The sequence below is a fragment of the Sphingobacterium sp. ML3W genome, assembly GCF_000747525.1.
Taxonomy (GTDB): domain Bacteria; phylum Bacteroidota; class Bacteroidia; order Sphingobacteriales; family Sphingobacteriaceae; genus Sphingobacterium.
In genome coordinates, this window is sequence record NZ_CP009278.1 from 3,270,738 (window position 1) to 3,288,368 (window position 17,631).

The 17,631-nt window shown below is 36.8% G+C and carries 18 protein-coding genes; 6 read left to right on the forward strand and 12 right to left on the reverse strand.

All coding sequences use genetic code 11. From position 1 onward, the window contains the following. Nucleotides 1-113: 113 nt before the first annotated feature. Nucleotides 114-728: a hypothetical protein gene (locus tag KO02_RS13960; protein ID WP_038699219.1), complete on the reverse strand. Its 615-nt coding sequence runs from the start codon at nt 726-728 to the stop codon at nt 114-116. Nucleotides 729-824: 96 nt separating this feature from the next. Next, nucleotides 825-2,732 (reverse strand): AAA domain-containing protein, encoded by a 1,908-nt coding sequence (locus KO02_RS13965; protein WP_038699221.1) that lies wholly within the window; start codon nt 2,730-2,732, stop codon nt 825-827. Nucleotides 2,733-2,868: 136 nt separating this feature from the next. Between KO02_RS13965 and KO02_RS13970 the strand changes: the two genes are divergently transcribed. From KO02_RS13970 to KO02_RS13990, 5 genes are all read left to right on the forward strand, one after another. Further along, nucleotides 2,869-3,789 carry a TIGR01777 family oxidoreductase gene (locus KO02_RS13970; RefSeq protein ID WP_038699223.1) on the forward strand — a complete coding sequence of 307 codons (921 nt, stop codon included), beginning with the start codon at nt 2,869-2,871 and terminating at the stop codon, nt 3,787-3,789. 157 nt (nt 3,790-3,946) lie between these two features. Continuing rightward, nucleotides 3,947-4,966, forward strand: a complete 1,020-nt coding sequence (locus KO02_RS13975; protein ID WP_038699225.1) for a methionine ABC transporter ATP-binding protein — start codon at nt 3,947-3,949, stop codon at nt 4,964-4,966. Next, nucleotides 4,959-5,612 (forward strand): methionine ABC transporter permease MetI, encoded by a 654-nt coding sequence (metI, locus tag KO02_RS13980; protein WP_038699227.1) that lies wholly within the window; start codon nt 4,959-4,961, stop codon nt 5,610-5,612. Before KO02_RS13975 ends, metI begins: the two co-directional genes overlap by 8 nt. A 19-nt stretch (nt 5,613-5,631) precedes the next feature. Beyond that, nucleotides 5,632-6,438, forward strand: coding sequence for a methionine ABC transporter substrate-binding lipoprotein MetQ (gene metQ / locus KO02_RS13985; RefSeq protein ID WP_038699229.1), 807 nt, complete (start codon nt 5,632-5,634; stop codon nt 6,436-6,438). An 83-nt stretch (nt 6,439-6,521) separates the two neighbouring features. Beyond that, nucleotides 6,522-7,736 carry an MFS transporter gene (locus KO02_RS13990; protein ID WP_038699231.1) on the forward strand — a complete coding sequence of 405 codons (1,215 nt, stop codon included), beginning with the start codon at nt 6,522-6,524 and terminating at the stop codon, nt 7,734-7,736. A 46-nt stretch (nt 7,737-7,782) separates the two neighbouring features. Here KO02_RS13990 and KO02_RS13995 read toward each other — a convergent pair whose 3' ends face one another. From KO02_RS13995 to KO02_RS14025, 7 genes are all read right to left on the reverse strand, one after another. Beyond that, nucleotides 7,783-8,730 (reverse strand): MBL fold metallo-hydrolase, encoded by a 948-nt coding sequence (locus KO02_RS13995; protein ID WP_038699233.1) that lies wholly within the window; start codon nt 8,728-8,730, stop codon nt 7,783-7,785. A 5-nt stretch (nt 8,731-8,735) separates the two neighbouring features. Continuing rightward, the gene (gene coaE, locus KO02_RS14000) at nt 8,736-9,317 is read right to left on the reverse strand and encodes a dephospho-CoA kinase (protein WP_038702732.1); all 582 of its coding nucleotides are present in this window, start codon (nt 9,315-9,317) and stop codon (nt 8,736-8,738) included. Nucleotide 9,318: 1 nt separating this feature from the next. Next, nucleotides 9,319-10,269, reverse strand: a complete 951-nt coding sequence (locus KO02_RS14005; protein WP_038699235.1) for a hypothetical protein — start codon at nt 10,267-10,269, stop codon at nt 9,319-9,321. A 120-nt stretch (nt 10,270-10,389) separates the two neighbouring features. Further along, nucleotides 10,390-10,701 (reverse strand): preprotein translocase subunit YajC, encoded by a 312-nt coding sequence (yajC, locus tag KO02_RS14010; RefSeq protein ID WP_038699237.1) that lies wholly within the window; start codon nt 10,699-10,701, stop codon nt 10,390-10,392. Nucleotides 10,702-10,723: 22 nt separating this feature from the next. Beyond that, nucleotides 10,724-11,191: a DUF1573 domain-containing protein gene (locus KO02_RS14015; RefSeq protein WP_144243329.1), complete on the reverse strand. Its 468-nt coding sequence runs from the start codon at nt 11,189-11,191 to the stop codon at nt 10,724-10,726. A 10-nt stretch (nt 11,192-11,201) separates the two neighbouring features. Beyond that, nucleotides 11,202-12,149, reverse strand: a complete 948-nt coding sequence (gene nusB / locus KO02_RS14020) for a transcription antitermination factor NusB (RefSeq protein WP_038699241.1) — start codon at nt 12,147-12,149, stop codon at nt 11,202-11,204. A 56-nt stretch (nt 12,150-12,205) separates the two neighbouring features. Then, nucleotides 12,206-13,279, reverse strand: a complete 1,074-nt coding sequence (locus KO02_RS14025; RefSeq protein WP_038699243.1) for a Glu/Leu/Phe/Val family dehydrogenase — start codon at nt 13,277-13,279, stop codon at nt 12,206-12,208. Nucleotides 13,280-13,451: 172 nt separating this feature from the next. On the opposite strand from KO02_RS14025, the gene KO02_RS14030 reads away from it, so the two are divergent. Next, on the forward strand, nt 13,452-15,227 hold the full coding sequence (locus KO02_RS14030) for an ABC transporter ATP-binding protein (protein ID WP_038699245.1): 1,776 nt from the start codon (nt 13,452-13,454) through the stop codon (nt 15,225-15,227). 200 nt (nt 15,228-15,427) lie between these two features. On the opposite strand, the gene KO02_RS14035 is transcribed toward KO02_RS14030, so the two are convergent. The 3 genes from KO02_RS14035 to KO02_RS14045 all read right to left on the reverse strand — a co-directional run bounded on the left by KO02_RS14035 (nt 15,428) and on the right by KO02_RS14045 (nt 17,580). After that, the gene (locus KO02_RS14035; RefSeq protein ID WP_038699247.1) at nt 15,428-16,219 is read right to left on the reverse strand and encodes a zinc-dependent peptidase; all 792 of its coding nucleotides are present in this window, start codon (nt 16,217-16,219) and stop codon (nt 15,428-15,430) included. 6 nt (nt 16,220-16,225) lie between these two features. Then, entirely contained in the window at nt 16,226-16,879 is a 654-nt protein-coding gene (locus tag KO02_RS14040; RefSeq protein WP_144243330.1) for a hypothetical protein, read from the reverse strand. Between the two features lie 230 nt (nt 16,880-17,109). Beyond that, nucleotides 17,110-17,580 carry a Dps family protein gene (locus KO02_RS14045; RefSeq protein WP_038699251.1) on the reverse strand — a complete coding sequence of 157 codons (471 nt, stop codon included), beginning with the start codon at nt 17,578-17,580 and terminating at the stop codon, nt 17,110-17,112. Nucleotides 17,581-17,631: the final 51 nt, after the last annotated feature.

The window sequence follows — 17,631 nt, forward strand, 5'->3', positions numbered from 1 at the left end:
ACCAAGGCTATTACCAAAATAAAAGGGGCTAACGCTAATGCGTTGGCCCCTTTTATTTTGGTAATACTCAACTATAATTTGAAATACATCTTGAACACTTAAGCTTGGTACTGCTATTTTCCCCAAACATTTCTTTTTGTATTCGAGCTTTTATAGATTGTATAGGTGAAATAAGCAAACCCCGAAACGATAACAATTGCTAATATCAGACATCCTAAAACACCTAGCTGCTCGGCAATTGAAGCTAAAACATGCTTAATACCAGACCTTTTCCCACTTACATCGAGCGTTATCCCCGACTCTATTTCCTTCGCCATCATGACTAATGAATAACCAAAAAATGCCGAAGCCATTGTATACAACAGATTTCTTATCCAAGCCTTATTTTTAATAACCTCTACCCTTTCTTTCAGGCCTGAATGGATTTCAATTTGTTTAATAGCGTCCTCCAATTGAGATTCAGTTTCGAAATCTGCAACGATTGCTTGGTAAGCTTTTGCGTCGAATACTTCAATATCAAGAAGTGGTGGCTCATTACCAGCAATTGGAATCACCTTCTTTATTTGACTAAAGGGAATATATATAATATCATCTTCCAGTGTTTTGGACTCGCTTAGATACGCTTCTAAAGAAGCATCTTCCAACTCCTTTTCTGAAAAATAGAATCCCTCATCTGTCATCCAACGTGTTTTAAAAACAAGTTCTTTACTTTGATAATACTGTTTCATATTGATTGTATGCTGTTAAATTAATCCGCTAAAATAACAGATTAACTTAATTTTGACTAAAATAAAGTTAGATTAATTCGCCACAACGTTATATACCTACTCCATCTCCCATTCCCACACGCTATGATAATGTGCTATAGTCTCCATATATTGCATGAAATTTTCATAAAACTCATGCTTACCTACTGTCGCACTATCACCGATCACGATTAGTTTTTTCTTTGCTCTTGTCATAGCGACATTCATCCGCCGCACATCTGACAAGAAACCAATCGTCTGTTGTTCGTTACTACGCGTGAGACTAATGTAAATAATATCTTTTTCCTGTCCTTGAAAACTGTCGATGGTATTGATTTGAATATATTTAGCGTAGGCCTTAATAGCTGGATCAGCGTATACTGCATCCTGGAGCAATATGGCTTGTCGTCGATACGGAGCAATAATACCTATACTCGGGAAGTCGCCTTCTCCATAATGGTTTGAAAGCGTTGCTAGGAGCTCGGCTAAATGACGTCTTAAGAAATTAGCTTCTCCAGGATTACTGATCGCGTTCGATTCCTGTTCTTCCTCAAAGCCAGCTCCAGCTGTATCGATATACAGTACGGGTTCATCATCGGCAATTAAAGTCCAACCTTTCACCTGTTCTCCAGCCAATAAATTGCCATTATAAAGAGCTTCCGACGGAAATCTCATGATTTGTTCATGCATCCGATATTGCACATTCAATAAGGTTACATGATCAGGATAACGTTTTGCTAACTTTTCAAATAGTGTATAGTAAAGGCCTTCACTGCTATTCGAACTCGACTTTACAGTAGGTGGGAGTTGACAGTGATCTCCGGCAAGCACCAACTTTTTTGCTTTCAATATTGGAATCCAACAGGCTGGCTCCAATGCTTGAGCAGCTTCGTCAATGATGACGACTTCATAGGTCCTATTTCTAATACTATACTGATTTGAACCCACCAAAGTCGCGGTCACAACTTGGGCTTTATTCAAAATATCTTCAACCATAAAATCTTGGATTTGGCCGATTTCTCTCGTTATTTTTCGCGCTTCATAAAATAGTGCTTTACGCTGTTCACGCTCCGCCTTTCCAAAACTTCGTTTGTACTTTTGAGCCATATCCATATAAGCTCGAGATTGCTTTTTCAAGAGCTTCACCTCTTTATTGGCAGGATGAAGATCCACCTGTGCGTCCAACGTCAATTGCTGCAAATGATCTGAAACCTTAACGGGATTGCCAATACGTGTCACTAAAACACCTATAGCACCCAATCTCTCGGTCAATACATCAACCGCCGTATTACTAGGCGCTACAATCAGAATTTGCTTGTTCTCTTTTTTCAACAATGCTTGGACAGCTTTTATCAACGTTGTGGTTTTTCCAGTACCAGGCGGCCCATGCACAATCGAAATTGGATTATCACTTAAAATATGTGAAATAGCTTCATGTTGACTCTGATTTAAACTTGCATCGTTATCACAGGCATTCTTAGGGTATGCGATCAACTCATCCTCACCTATTATTGCTCTGATGAATTTACCCTTTTGCAAATCTAGGCGAAGATCTTTTGCTGCTTTCAGAGCATCATGCATCTCTTTGTATGAATTTTCGTCAAATAACAAATCCACTCCCAATTTCCCATTTCTGGTCCAATCGGGTAATTCGTCTACTCGGAGGGCAATCTTCATCGTATCGCGGCTTACATATGAAATCAATCCTTCCAAACGATCCAATCTAGGATCGTGGTTAGAGAAGAGCACCACAGGCATTCCAAAACGAAACCGTTGTGGTTCATCCAAATCATTTGTTTTACCCAATGTAATAGTCAAATAATCGCCTCTCCCCATTTCATCTCCCTTAATCTGAATGGGAAACCAAGTAACGCCTTTTTGTTTCCTTTCGTTTAAGCTAGACTTTAACAACAAGGACTCATATTGCTCACGGTCAAACTTTTGTTCGGTATCCAAAAGTACTATAAGCTCTTCAAAATAATTCATATAATTCAATTCTCTCCAACTATGTGCAGCAAAATAACCAATTTTTAAATTGAATAAGACTGGAAATATGATAAATATGAATTAAATTGCTTTTAGAAAAATTCTTATTTTTTTTAAATATAGGAGATGTGATCATATGGAAACAGTCATTATTGCTGGAGGAACGGGAACTATTGGTAAACGTTTAGCAGAGCTGCTTATACGCGAAGGCTATCGTGTCATCATATTCAGTCGAAATCCGATGTTAAATCAAGAAACCAATCAAATGCAACACCTACACTGGGATCCTGATGCAAAAAAAATAAACAATAATGCAATAAGGCAAGCTGATTATATCATCAACTTAGCTGGAGCTTCTATTGCAGATAAACGTTGGTCTAAAAAACGACGCCAGGAACTTATTTCCAGTCGGGTGAGTAGTTGTAAGCTCATTGCAGATGCACTGCAACAAATCCCTAATGAGATCAAGGCTGTCATCTCTACCTCTGCAGTTGGTTGGTATGGTGAAGATAAATCGGATACACATGCCTTTACTGAGAACGAGGAACAAGGAACGGATTTTCTGAGCTGGACCTGTAAGCTTTGGGAAGATAGTATCAGGCCAATAGAACTTCTTCATAAACGCATGGTCATTTTTAGATTGGGTGTCGTATTTAGTCAACATGGAGGTGCACTAAAAGAGTTAACCAAATCATTTAGGTATAAAGTAGCAACTCACTTAGGATCTGGTAAACAAAAAATGAGTTGGATTCATATTGATGATGTTTGTCAATTATATTTGACTGCAATTCGCAATAACAATATATCCGGAATTTACAATGCTGTAAGTTCGGAAGTCCTGCCACAAAAAACAATCCTTAGTCGTCTTGCAAAGCAAAAAATAGGCCGATTCTACCTTCCTGTCTCCGTTCCTGCATTTGCTATAAAACTAGTTTTAGGACAGATGGGCAAAGAGGTACTGCTGAATAGCACAACAGTAAGTAACCAAAAAATACTGGATACAGGTTTTCAGTTTAAATACCCACTTTTAAATGAGGAATGCATCAAAAATCTCTAATTTGAAGAATAAGTATTGTGATTTAAGGGTACATTTGATACATTTGCGCTAAAGTAGCGCTGGACGAGCTTTAGGTTGTCAGATTGCTTAAAAAAATATTAGCCTTTCAGGACATGTTTGAAAGGTTTTTTTGTAAGATTAGTTTTTACTCTACTAAATGATAGAATTAATTAACATTTCCAAGACATTTGCGGTAAAAAATAAGTTTACGAAGGCTTTAGATCAAGTATCTTTATCTATTCCGAAGGGACAAATATTTGGTGTTATCGGCAGTTCTGGCGCAGGAAAAAGCACATTAATCAGATGTGTTAATTTACTGGAAAAACCAGATACGGGACAAATTTTGATACATGGTGTTGATTTAATGGCTTTATCAAATCAAGATCTGATTCAACAGCGTCGAAAAATTGGAATGATCTTTCAACATTTCAATTTATTATCTTCTCGCACAGTTTATGAAAATATTGCTTTCCCATTAGAGCTTATCGGAGAATCAAAGGGTAAAATCAGCGATAAAGTAATGGAGCTGTTAGCTTTGGTAGGTCTTGAAGACAAAGCACATGATTATCCTGCCAGTCTTTCTGGTGGGCAAAAACAACGTGTAGCGATTGCAAGGGCGTTAGCTAGTGATCCGGAAATATTATTATGCGATGAAGCAACCAGTGCACTGGACCCTGCAACAACGAAATCCATTTTGCAGTTGCTTAAAGCAATCAATTTGAAGCTTAATTTGACCATTCTACTCATCACGCATGAGATGGAAGTCATTAAGATTATTTGCGATCAAGTTGCTGTTATTGATGGAGGACAACTTATTGAAACAGGTACTGTGGAACAAATTTTTACATCACCGAGAGAAGCTTTAACAAAACATTTCATTCAGTCATCCCTTCATGCGGAATTACCGGCCATCTATCAAGAGCGATTGAAAGAAAGTGGGCGTCCTATCGTGCAAATTTATCTCGCTGAACACCACAGTCAAACTTCAATAATTAAGCAACTACACGACCAATACGGCATTGAAGTAGCTATTATCAGTGCTCAGATTGACTATGTGGGCTCAATAAAATTTGGCATAATGAATTTGGAACTAATCGGTCCTTCAGATAAGATTGCGGATAGCCTCCACTATTTAAAATCAAATTATTCACAAATTGAAATCATAGGATATGTCTGAGACAGTTATAGATTTATTGATTAAGGGTACAATAGAGACTGTTGTGATGACTTTTTTATCAGGCTTTTTTGGCTTTGTGATTGGTCTACCAACTGGTATTTTTCTTTTTTTAACTCAAAAAAATCAGTTACATGAGAATAAGTTTATACATCAACTATTAGCCCTATTGGTCAATATATTCCGCTCTATCCCTTTTATTATCCTTATTGTTTGGATGATACCTTTTACCAGACAGATCGTTGGAACTTCTATTGGTGTCAATGCTGCTTTAGTCCCACTCAGTTTTGCTGCAGCTCCATTTATAGCCCGTTTGGTCGAAAATAGTCTTTTGGAAATTCCGAACGGATTAATTGAGGCTGCCCGTGCAATGGGAGCCACAACAACACAAATAATATACAAAGTATTACTCCCTGAATCACTCCCATCACTCATTAATAATCTGACGATTACATTGATTACCTTAGTTGGTTATTCAGCTATGGGAGGTGCAGTAGGCGCAGGTGGTCTTGGACAGATTGGCTATCAATATGGTTATATTGGCTATGACACATTTATTATGAATGCCGTATTAATTTTACTAATTTTAATTGTATTTATTCTACAGTTTACAGGAGATTATTTGTCTAAAAAAGCTAATCATCGTTAACATTCTATTTTAAATAATTATGAGATTACATTCTAAAATTTGCGTACTCGCATTGACCTTAATTGTTCTGGTCTCTTGTAACGGAAAAAAAACAGATTCAAAGGTACTTAAGGTAGGAATTGTAGCAGGCCCAGAGCAAGAGTTGGCGGAGACCGCAAAAAAAATTGCTAAAGAAAGGTTCAATCTTGATGTAGAACTTGTAAGCTTTAGCGATTATGTAATCCCGAATGAAGCTTTAAACCAAGGTGATATCGATATCAATTCATTCCAGCACTTACCTTATCTTCAAGAACAATCGAGACAACGAGGCTATAAATTAGCTGCAGTTGCCAATACATTTGTCTTTCCTATTGTCGCTTATTCTAAAAAAATAAAATCGATAAGCGAATTGCAACCCGGCGCCACTATCGTAATTCCCAATGACCCTACAAATGGTGGAAGATCTTTGCTATTATTACAAAAAGAAGGATTAATAAAATTAAAAGATGATGTTGGCCTTCTGCCTAAAAAGACAGATATCGTGGATAACCCTAAGCGGTTAAACATCATGGAATTGGAAGCGCCGCAACTACCACGAGTTTTAGATGATAAAGAAGTAATAATTGCAATCATTAACAATACATTTGCTGCTCAAGCTGGATTAAGCCCAGATAAAGAAGGTTTATTCTCGGAAGACAAAGACTCACCCTATGTGAATCTCATCGTATCTCGGGAAGATAATCGCAATGATGAACGTATCAAACAATTCATCGAAGCATACCAATCTGCTGAAGTTGAAGCTACTGCTAAGAAAATCTTCAAGGGCGGAGCGATAAAAGGCTGGTAATGATTCTCGATAAAACCCAAAATTCTATGCTGTAATTTTGGGTTTTATTTTTTTATCCCCATAAGGTTTCCTTCCTTTGCAACATGTTATCAAAATCTCTACAAAAAACGGCTCTTGATTACCGTTTTCAGATTGCTAGCTACGCGATATTAACTTTTTATGGCTATTTCACTATTGGCCTTTCGCTAGCTGTTCTTCCAATATTCATACATGAAACTTTAGGTTACAATACGATTATAGCGGGTGCTGTAATAGGTTCACAATATATCATGACCTTTTTTATGCGTGCCTATGCCGGTACGATCGTAGACAAAAAGGGTCCAAAACCAGCAGTTATTATCAGCATGATTTGCTTTATGATAACGGGCATATTACTTTGGGCGGCATTTTACACCAGTGCGTCTCCCTTGCTTTCCATCTCTCTACTTGCATTATCTCGATTACTTACGGGTTGTGGAGAAGGAATGGTGGGTGCTAGTCCTGTCAATTGGGCAATCTTGCGTGTTGGGGACCAACATACCAGTACAGCAATCTCGTATAATGGTATCTTCAACTACAGTTCCATGGCTATAGGCGCACCATTAGGCGTTATTCTATCGCAACAATTTGGCAATTGGACTATAGCGGCATTGACCCTATTTATTGGGAGTGTTGGGCTCGCTTCTACTCTAAATAAAAAAGCCCTTTCGTCGGTTTCAAAAGAAATAAGAAATTCCTTTTTCACTGTGCTCAAAGCAGTCTCTCCCTTTGGAATGGGGCTTGCCTTAGCAGGAATAGGTTTCGGTACGATATCCACCTTTATTACGCTTTATTACAATTACAAAGGTTGGGATAATGCAGCACTCTGTATCACCTGCTTTAGTACGATGTTTGTTTTAGGAAGATTCGTATTGACCAACAGCATTAATAAGATTGGAGGGATTAAAATAGCACTTTTTTGTATGGTGATTGAAAGTTTTGGTTTATTACTCATTTCTTTCGCGCCCTCTCCGTTTCTGACTATAATTGGTGCGGCTATTACGGGTTTAGGCTTTTCAATGGTATTCCCAGCACTTGGCGTTGAAGCTGTCAATAGCGCCTCAGCGGCCAACAAAGGTGCTGCATTGGGAGCGTATGGCCTGTTCATCGATATATCACTTGGCATCTCGGGCCCTTTAGTTGGACTGATTGCAAAACAATTTGGTATGAATTTCATTTTTCCATTTAGTCTGCTCTTGGTCCTATCAGGGGTAGTAGTCTGCTTTTTATTGATAAGATCTAAAAGAAATTCTGTAAAAAAAATAACCACATTTGTTTAAAGCTAAAATTTAAACAAATGTGGTTAAATACCTGAAATAAAAAGAATTAATAAATATCTCTTACTGAAAGTACACCTTCAAAATGTTGTTTCAATATTCGGCCATCTCCATGAAGAGTCCATACCTCTTTCGGTTTTACTTCTTGGATAAAAAACAAGATATCGTTCCAATCTACATGATCTGATATATAGAGTGACAGGTCGTTATTCTGCTGCAATCTTTTCCACCCTGATGCAAAAGCTCGGACAACTTTAGTTGCTCGAATGTAGCTATTGAAAGTCATCGGCGGCACCATATACACCTTATTGGGTTCGCCGATCTTCATCTCTCTTCTGTTATACTGCTCGTAAACTAGCTTATTAAGCCCCATGTCGTCATAAATACGATGCAATGGAGCAATACCATGATGAACTAACACCCTACGCTCTGGACAGTGCTTATTAATCAAATCCGTCAATCGTTGTGCTTTTCCAAGTGCATAAGTCCCCAACAAGATATTGAAGGGCTGGTCATTCAATTTTTTTATCTCCGCAACAGGATCCGGGTGGACTACTTCTGGATCTGCAAACGTACATTCTGTAATTAAGACATCTGCTTGCACCACCTCAATCGCTTCACATGTCGCATCCCCCTGCAGCTTATAATCACCCGTATAAAGATACCTGACACCCTTATACTCCATTAAAATTTGAGCTGATCCTAATATATGCCCTGCCGGTATAAGCGTTAATGCAACTGCACCAATCTTAAAAGTTTGACGGAAAGCTATCGTCTTATAACTTGACAAAGGTTGTTGCGAATAGCGGTAACGCATAATTGCCGCAGTAACATCCGTACAATATATCGTTGCATGTCCAGGTCTTGCATGATCCCCATGACCATGCGAAACAACATCTACCGGAACTGGCAGTAAAGCATCAATATAAAAATCCCCATACTGACAATAGTAGCCTTCTGGTTTTCTAACCAGAAAGTCTGATAAAATATTTAACATAAATTTTATTTCTGAAATTGATGGTGAAGGGCCATCACTTGTGGAATAACTGCTGTTATCCCATCATTAATAATCACAAAATCTGCTAGCTTAGCCTTTTCTTCATCAGACATTTGACTATTCATCCTTGCTAGCACTTGCTCTTTGGTCACGTGGTCACGTTGCATAACACGAGCTATCCTTAGGTCGATAGGAGCCGTTACCAATATACTATAATCAACCTTTTTATAAGAGCCACTTTCAAAAAGAATGGCAGCTTCTTTTAATGAATATGGACCCGTTTGTACCTCAGCCCAATCTTCAGCTGCTTGTATCACGGCAGGGTGGACAATGCTATTTAACTGTTTTAGTTTCTCTGAATCATTAAAGACCTGAGTGGATATAAATTCCTTATTTAGTAAACCATCATGATACGACTCCTCTCCAAACGCCTTGATAATCGCCATCCGAACTTGATCACTTTTATTCATAATCAACTTTGCTTCCAAATCTGCATTATAAATAGGAATCCCTAAAACTTTAAAAACTTGACATACAATCGTTTTTCCTGAGCCGATTCCACCAGCTATACCTACTTTGATTCCCATATTATTTACGTACAAAAAAATCAACATTTTGTGGCTCGACTCGTAAAACAGAGCAGAAATCGGGTACTTTTGTCAAAATAACAGGCAAGTATTTCACCTTAGCCTCCTCCCAATCATGAATATCTACTACGGCTTCGAAATCTCTTGCTGTATAATTATTATAGTCTTTTACAGACATCAGGACTGTAATTGCGACTTTACTTGGCATAGTTCTTACAGATTTAAAATGCGTGTTATTTTCAACTTTCAATGGAAGTTCTATAATTTTCTCAGTCAATTCGCCAACTGGCATCAATACCTCTACAGATGTTGGATAGACATTGATATTAGCTCTCTGGTTCCGATTTAAATAAGCAACCGTTCGCAAGTCTGTTTCAACATCTTTGCCCCTTATTGTATCTGTATCCCAATATTCAATATTCGCAACATCTTCATAAGGTCCTGAAATCGTCACATACTTGGGGTTTACAAGCGTTTCACCAATAAAACCATACTGTTTTTTAAAATTAATGTCAGCCATAGGTCTTACAGGCACCTTACGTTGGGTCTGTTTTGAAAAGTCAAAGTATAATGTATCTGGACTGACAGAAACCACCAGTTGCTCGTGTGGAAACTGACGATTAATGAAACCAATCTGATTTGAGAAAACAATCCAATTTTTAGTCTTTAGGCTACTGATATCAACATGCACGGTCGGGACTTCCGATTTAATCTTGGAAAACAAAACTTGCCATCCCGTCATTTTCAATTTAATGTTAACTGTATCGGATTGTTGTGGATGGAAAGCACGCTTCTCTGGCAAGTTCACATATTCAATCCCAGCTTTTACAGTAATTATATATTCATTTGAAATTGAAAATAATAACCATGCAAATAAAGAAATAAGAATACAACGTGTAAACGTTACTAATTTCCTTTTTTGAGATTTGCTGATACGAATAATACTTGCCATAATACAAACTTAAACATTTTGACATTGATATCCTGATGAAATACAAGGCAATCTTATCGCGTCAAAATAAAGAAGCCGATCCTATTGTGATAAGATCGGCTTCTCTACATGTATATTTAATTATGCTTTTGCATTGGCTGCTTTTGAAGCATCTAGTGAAACGGCTGATTTATCGAAACGAATTCTTACACCAGAACCTACATCAACTAAAAATGTTGTTTCTGAAACTTCAACAATACGGCCATGAATACCCGCATTTGTAATAATTTGAGAATTAACACCTAATTCCTCAATATATTTTTTGTGATCTTTTTGTTTCTTCATTTGTGGTCTGATCATAAAGAAATAAAAAACAACCACGATAAGAATCATCGGTAAGAAGCTCATCAATCCGCTTCCTGCTCCTCCCGCCTGTAAAAAAACTGTATTCATATGTTATCTTTTTTATATTTAGTTATTTAGCTGCTAATACTTCACCTTTTAATTGAACAGTTGTGAGTCCATTTGATGCATTAGAATGAATGGTTATTATTTTCTGTTGCTTACCGACCTGACCCTCGCTTTTAAAGGTAACTTTAATATCTGAGGTTTTTCCCGGAAGAACAGGGTTTTTAGAAAACTCCGGTTGAGTACATCCACAAGATGCTCTTACTTCTGAAATGATCAAAGGTGCATTTCCAGTATTCGCTAGCGTAAAGATATGTGTTACCTCTTCTCCTTCTTTAATCTGTCCAAATTCGAATGCAGGCTCTGCAAACTCAATGGTTCCAATAGCTCCTAATGCTGCTTCATTATTTGCAGAAGGATCCGCTACAGTCATCGTTGAGTCTGTAGATGTGTTTTCACTTTTAGTACTTGAACCACATGAGCTCAATGTCCAAATGCCTAATGCCAAAAAAAGTGAATAGTTCAATTTTTTCATAAATATCTTTCTAATTATTCAATCCACGACCTTGTTTTTGAATACGGCCATCTTGATTTAAATCACTCAAAATTTTATCTAAAATACCATTAATAAAAGTATTACTTTTTAATGTACTGAATACCTTAGAGATTTCAATATATTCATTGATAGTAACTTTCACTGGGATAGAAGGGAAATTCACCAACTCGCAAATCGCCATACGCATCAATAAAGTATCCATTAGTGCGATACGATCCGATTCCCAATTTTTCGTTTTCTCCGTAATCATTTTTTGATATTCATTTGTATAACGGATTGTTTTTGCAATCAGATTCAAAATGAAATCTTTATCATCGTACCAATTTTGGGTAAGATCTGCCAACTTATTTTGTCTTGGTTCTTCTGAACTAAAGTTTTTGAATGTTTTAGCAATTAATGCCTGTAAAACTTCTTTATCCACTGGCCAGTTGATAAACTTTTCTTCAAATACCTGTTCGATAACCGGAGATTTCAAAATAATTTTTTTGAAAATAAATTTAATGATATCCTTCTCAACGGCGATTGAACGATCTGAAGATTGCATATAATAAGCGTAATCCTCAGTATGTTTTAATTGTGCAAAAACAGTGCGAACTATTTCTGGGTCAAAGCCCCATGACACGTCATACTTTTTCACAGCTTCTCCATATTGTGGATTCTGTCTAAGAGACTCAATAAAAGTATTGCTACTTAATTTGGTGTTGTGTGATAAATCTTTTTCAGTTGGTAAAAACTTATTGGCACGACCTTCTGCATCAATTAATGCATAGTCTGTCACTTCATCCAGGAGATTCAAAGTCCAAATGTACATTTCGTACACTTCATCCACATTTTGCAACAATGCCTTTTCGAAGGCTTTAATATCTTTATCTTCAGATAAACTGTACGCATAGAGCGTCTGCACTACTTTGACCCTTAGGTGTCTTCTATTTAACATAGTATTTTAAAGAACGATTTGTATATAAGAACGATTGTATTTTTTTTATTTTCACTCTATCTTTTGAGTTTTCGAATGTCAAAGATACGCTTTTCTGCGATTTCATTAGCAGCTTGGAACGAAGAAATATTTTCTTGCTTCGATTTTTGGAAAACTTCGCGTGTTGCGCTATAGATATTTTTGATTACAAATTCGGTATGATCAGCGCCATATCCTTGTATTTCTGAATAACAACTAACCAACGCGCCGGCATTAATTAAGTAATCTGGCGCATATAAAATACCCCTTTCATGTAGGATATTACTGGTCATTAATTCTTCCTTCAATTGATTGTTCGCAGCTCCTGCAATGATCTTACATTGCATTCTTGAGGCTGTCTCTGGGTTAACCGTACCTCCAAGTGCACAAGGGGCGTAAACATCGCAATCAAAATCAAAAACTTTATCGAATGCAATTGTTTCGACTTTATATTTAGCGGCTATCTTAAGCATTCGATCTTCTGTGATATCACTTACATATACGCGTGAGTTTTCTTCGCGTAACATCTCGATTAATCGTTCTCCAACACTCCCGATACCATGTACAATGACTTTTCGTCCAGCTAGACTGTCCGAACCATACAGCTCTTTTAAAGATGCTTTTATTCCATAAAGAACACCCTGTGCTGCAAACATAGAAGTATCTCCTCCTCCATTTATGGCTTTTGGAAGCCCTGCTACGTAAGATGTTTCCGTAAAGATATGCTCCAAATCACGTTGTCCAATGCCAACATCTATCGAAGCAATAAAATTACCATTTAATCCTTCAATAAATTGTCCAAATCTTCGAAGTAAAACCTCCGTTTTATCAATTCGGTGATTTCCGATAATAACGGCACTCCCTCCTCCTAGATTAAGACCGCTAATAGCGGACTTATAGGTAATCGCTTTAGACAGTCGAAGTGCATCTTCGATAGCCTCTTCTGTACTGGAATAAGGCAACATGCGAACACCTCCTATCGCTGGACCTAACGTCGTGTCATGAATAGCGACAATTGCTTTCAAACCAACTACTTCATCATTACAAAAAAATAAATTTTGGTGACCAAATTGGCCCAATAATTCGAAAATTGGAGTTTGCGTTGCTGACATAAAATTATGCTTCAAGTTTTACTTATGGTAATTTGACAACAAAAATAGAAAATATATTTCACACTAAATTTTTCTTTGAAAATAATTCCAAAACTTATGAATTGTCTATGACAGTTTAAGTTCTGAAAATTGAAAATTAAATGCTGAATATGTTTTACATTTGTATTATTATATGAAAGAATTAGCTTATTTAAATAAATACTTCTACAAGTACCGCTGGAAATTAGTTCCAGGTGTTATTTTCGTCATCATTTCGAATTACTTTGGTATCCTTCCTGCAAAAGTCATTCGTGAGGCTTTTGACCTGGTTCAGGAAAACATCTATTTATATAAACTCTATAATGGATTTGAAAGACAGGAACTCATCTATAAGGTTTTTGGTTCAAGTTTGTTGTTTTTTGGAACAGTTGTATTATTACTGTCCTTACTAAGAGGTATATTCCTTTTTATGATGCGCCAGACAATTATCTTGACATCGCGTCATATTGAATATGATTTAAAAAATGAGATCTATAGGCATTATCAAAAATTAGATTTTGCTTTTTTTAGGCGGAACAATACAGGAGACCTAATGAGTAGGGCTACTGAAGATGTCAATCAGGTGCGGAATTATCTGGGGCCTGCCATCATGTATGCAATCAATACTGTTGTCTTATCGATTATGGTCATTTATGCCATGTATGACGTCAATGCGCGCTTGGCGACCTATGCGCTTATCCCTATCCCAATCCTTTCAGTTGTTATTTTATTCGTCAATAAAATCATCAACAAGAGAAGTGAAAAAATTCAAAAACAACTGGCTCGTTTAGCATCTTTTGTACAAGAGAATTTCGCTGGAATTAGAGTTATTAAAACATACAATCGCGAAAAATATAAAATGGATGCCTTTGAAGACGAGAGCACAATATACCGAAATACTGCTTTGTCATTGGTAAAGGTACAAGCTGTTTTCTTTCCTTTAATATTATTGCTAGTAGGCTTAAGTACAATTATAACAATTTATGTCGGTGGTATTGAAGTTGCAAAAGGAACGATTACCGCCGGTAATATTGCTGAATTCATTATTTACGTCAACCAATTAACCTTCCCTGCCATGTCTTTAGCATGGGTAACTTCACTAGTCCAAAGAGCATCAGCTTCTCAAAAAAGAATTAATGAATTTTTGAACACAAACTCACCGATTGTTAATGGAACAAATAGAAAAACACTTACTGGGGATCTAAAAGTAGAGAACATTTCGTTTACCTATCCAGAAACCGGCATTCAAGCTATCAAAGATCTATCTTTCCATATTCAAGCAGGAAAAACTCTTGCTATTATTGGGAAGACGGGTTCTGGAAAATCGACGTTAGCCAATCTACTCCTCCGTATGTATGATATCGACAAAGGGAGTATTAAATACGACGACACCCCTATTCCAGAGCTTGATTTTCAAGATTTAAGACAACAGATAGGTTTTGTACCCCAAGAAATTTTTCTATTTTCGGATACCATCAGTAACAATATTGCCTTCGGAATTGACCATTTTACGCAAGAACAGGTGGAGCAAGCGGCTAAAGATGCAGCTGTGTATGAAAACATCATCGCATTTGATGAGGGTTTTGAAACGTCTGTGGGCGAACGTGGCATTACATTGTCGGGCGGACAGAAACAAAGAGTCTCTATCGCTCGGGCACTAATTAAGGAGCCTAAGATATTAATCTTTGACGATTGTTTATCAGCAGTAGATACCAAGACGGAAGAGCAGATACTTACTTCTCTAAGTCGTATCATGAAAGGAAAAACCTGCGTTTTTATTGCTCATCGTGTGTCTACAATCAAAAATGCGGATAAAATCATTGTCTTAGATGATGGGAAAATTGCAGAAGAGGGTTCTCATGAAGAACTCATGAACTTAAAGGGACAATACTTTGAATTGCATGAGAAACAATTGCTAGAGGCCATATAGGTTTCTTATAATACCTGGGAATACGTCTCAAAACGAAAGCCCTTCAAATATTTGAAGGGCTTTCGTTTTGAGAAGGCAATGCTAATGTTAATCTGTTCAATAGAACCACAAGCGATTTATATCATTTTCACCTCCGTATTGATGTGAAAATGATAAATAATTCGGCTAAAATCAAATTATGGGAATTTCCCCCTTCAGAATTAAGCGAAGCTTAGATCCTGTTTAAAAACGATGCATAAAGCTCTATACAAATCGGGATGGTGACTTTTTAGGCGATCTGGATTCTCGAAAAAATACTCAGATGCTACAGCGAAAAACTCGGCTCTATTCGTAATACCATATGGATCAATATCCGATTTACCATCTTGAATTTTGATAATTTCTTTTCGTATCATTTCTAACCAAGCTAAGGTGTAAGTATGATCCACTAAAAAATCAGGTAAACCGTCCACTTCCCCATCCGTCTTATCCAATAAATGGACAAATTCATGAATGGCAGTATTTTGGCCATCTTTTGTATTTGCGAAACCAGCTTCTAGCGCTGCTTTTGATAAAATCATTTGACCGTTCATAGCGCCTTCTCCAACCATACCTAAAATGGTACGATCTTGATTGCCCTCAAATTGGTAATCTGGATTAAATGTATTTGGATAGAGCATTACTGTTGTTAAGTTGGCATATTCCCATTTTTTAAAAGCAAAAACAGGTATGATAGCACTTGCTGCAACAAGCATGTAGTCTTTTAAAGAAACTTCAACCCCGACTCCTTCGACAGCAATCTGGTCCAAAAAATGCAGGCAACGTTCTTCAAATTCAATTTTATCGGTAGCACTCAGACGCTGATAATAAGACACTTCCTTTTCTAAAATACCCTTACCTTCCTGACTCAAAACCCTTCTAATGGCTTTACTGTTTTTCTCTGTTTTATTTAATAGAAAATAGACAAAGTAAATAGCAGCAGGAACCAAAATGATAATAAACAATTTCTCCATATTTTTTTATTTAACAATTTTCCAATCCTGATTACGCTCTCTCAAATGTCTCAAGAAGCCTTTGTAGTGCGCAGCCCCAAACATAATCAGAATTTTCTTTTGCGCAGCATCCGAAACCAAAGCTGCTAAATTTTCTTCTCTTCTTTTCATAATAAATTCCTTGTCGAAAAGAATTCTCAACCTCGGTTTTATCGGTTTACAAGTATAAGATTCATTTAGAGGGGTATTCCAGTCACAAGAATCCAAAACAATATCACCATACGTATACTCAAATTCATCCAGCAATACATTTTTGGGTATATCCGCCACCACAGCATTATTATAATCTACCTTAAAAAATGAATACTCCGGCTGTTGAATGATTCGACTACCTAAATTTCGATAAATAGGGGCCATTAATATCCTGGAGGTATCAGATGAATTTTCATATAACTTCGTACTGCCCATAACGTGTCCCACCAATTTTCTGAATTTCCGATCATATAAATCTCTTTGTTGCGCACTATCGACCTGGTATGCAATGCTTTCATAAAAGACAACAAAGCCTTCCTTTTGAAGAGAATCGACATGATGTTGAATAAAATCATAATAATTGCGCTTACCTAAATGTCGCATGGGAATGAAAATAATTTCGCGGTCACCATTTTTTAAATGATGCATCCTAGAAGCATTTTGTAAAACTCCTGTTGATTGCAACACAAGAGATTCTGCACAAGATGAAAATAAAAAAAGAAAAGTGATTAGAACAAGATGGTAACGCATATCTAAATAGAAAACTAATTTACAAATATACCTTTGGTTTAACAATTATCATGCAGTATTTACTGCATTTACCAAAAAAAAAGCAGTAATCGAAATGATTACTGCTTTCCTAAACATTATGTTATATCTTAAGCTGTATGGGCACGTAACATCCACGCCATTTTTTCATGTTGCGCCAATAAACCCACTAAGAAATCTTCTGATGCTTGGTCTCCCGCTTTATCGACAGCATCCAAATTTCCTCTTATATTCATAATAACAGACTCGTGATCTGACAGCAATTCCTTATAAAAACCTTTACTATCTGTATGCTCATATTGGGTTTCCTGTAGATGAGTCATTTCTAAATATTTTGAATATGACCCCACTGCATAATGTCCAATCTTACGGATACGCTCGGCTACCTCATCAATGATTTCAGCCAACTCATTATATTGTTCTTCCAAAAATAGATGCGCCGCATGAAAATCAGGACCTTCTACATTCCAGTGTGCATTTCTCGTTTTCTGATATACGATACTCTCGTCAGCTAATAGATTATTTAAAATAGCGGCTACCTTAGCCAAATCTACTTCTTTAATACCAATTTTTGCTTTCATAATGAATAAATTTAAAACCTACTTAATTATTAAAATTTATGCTACTTTATA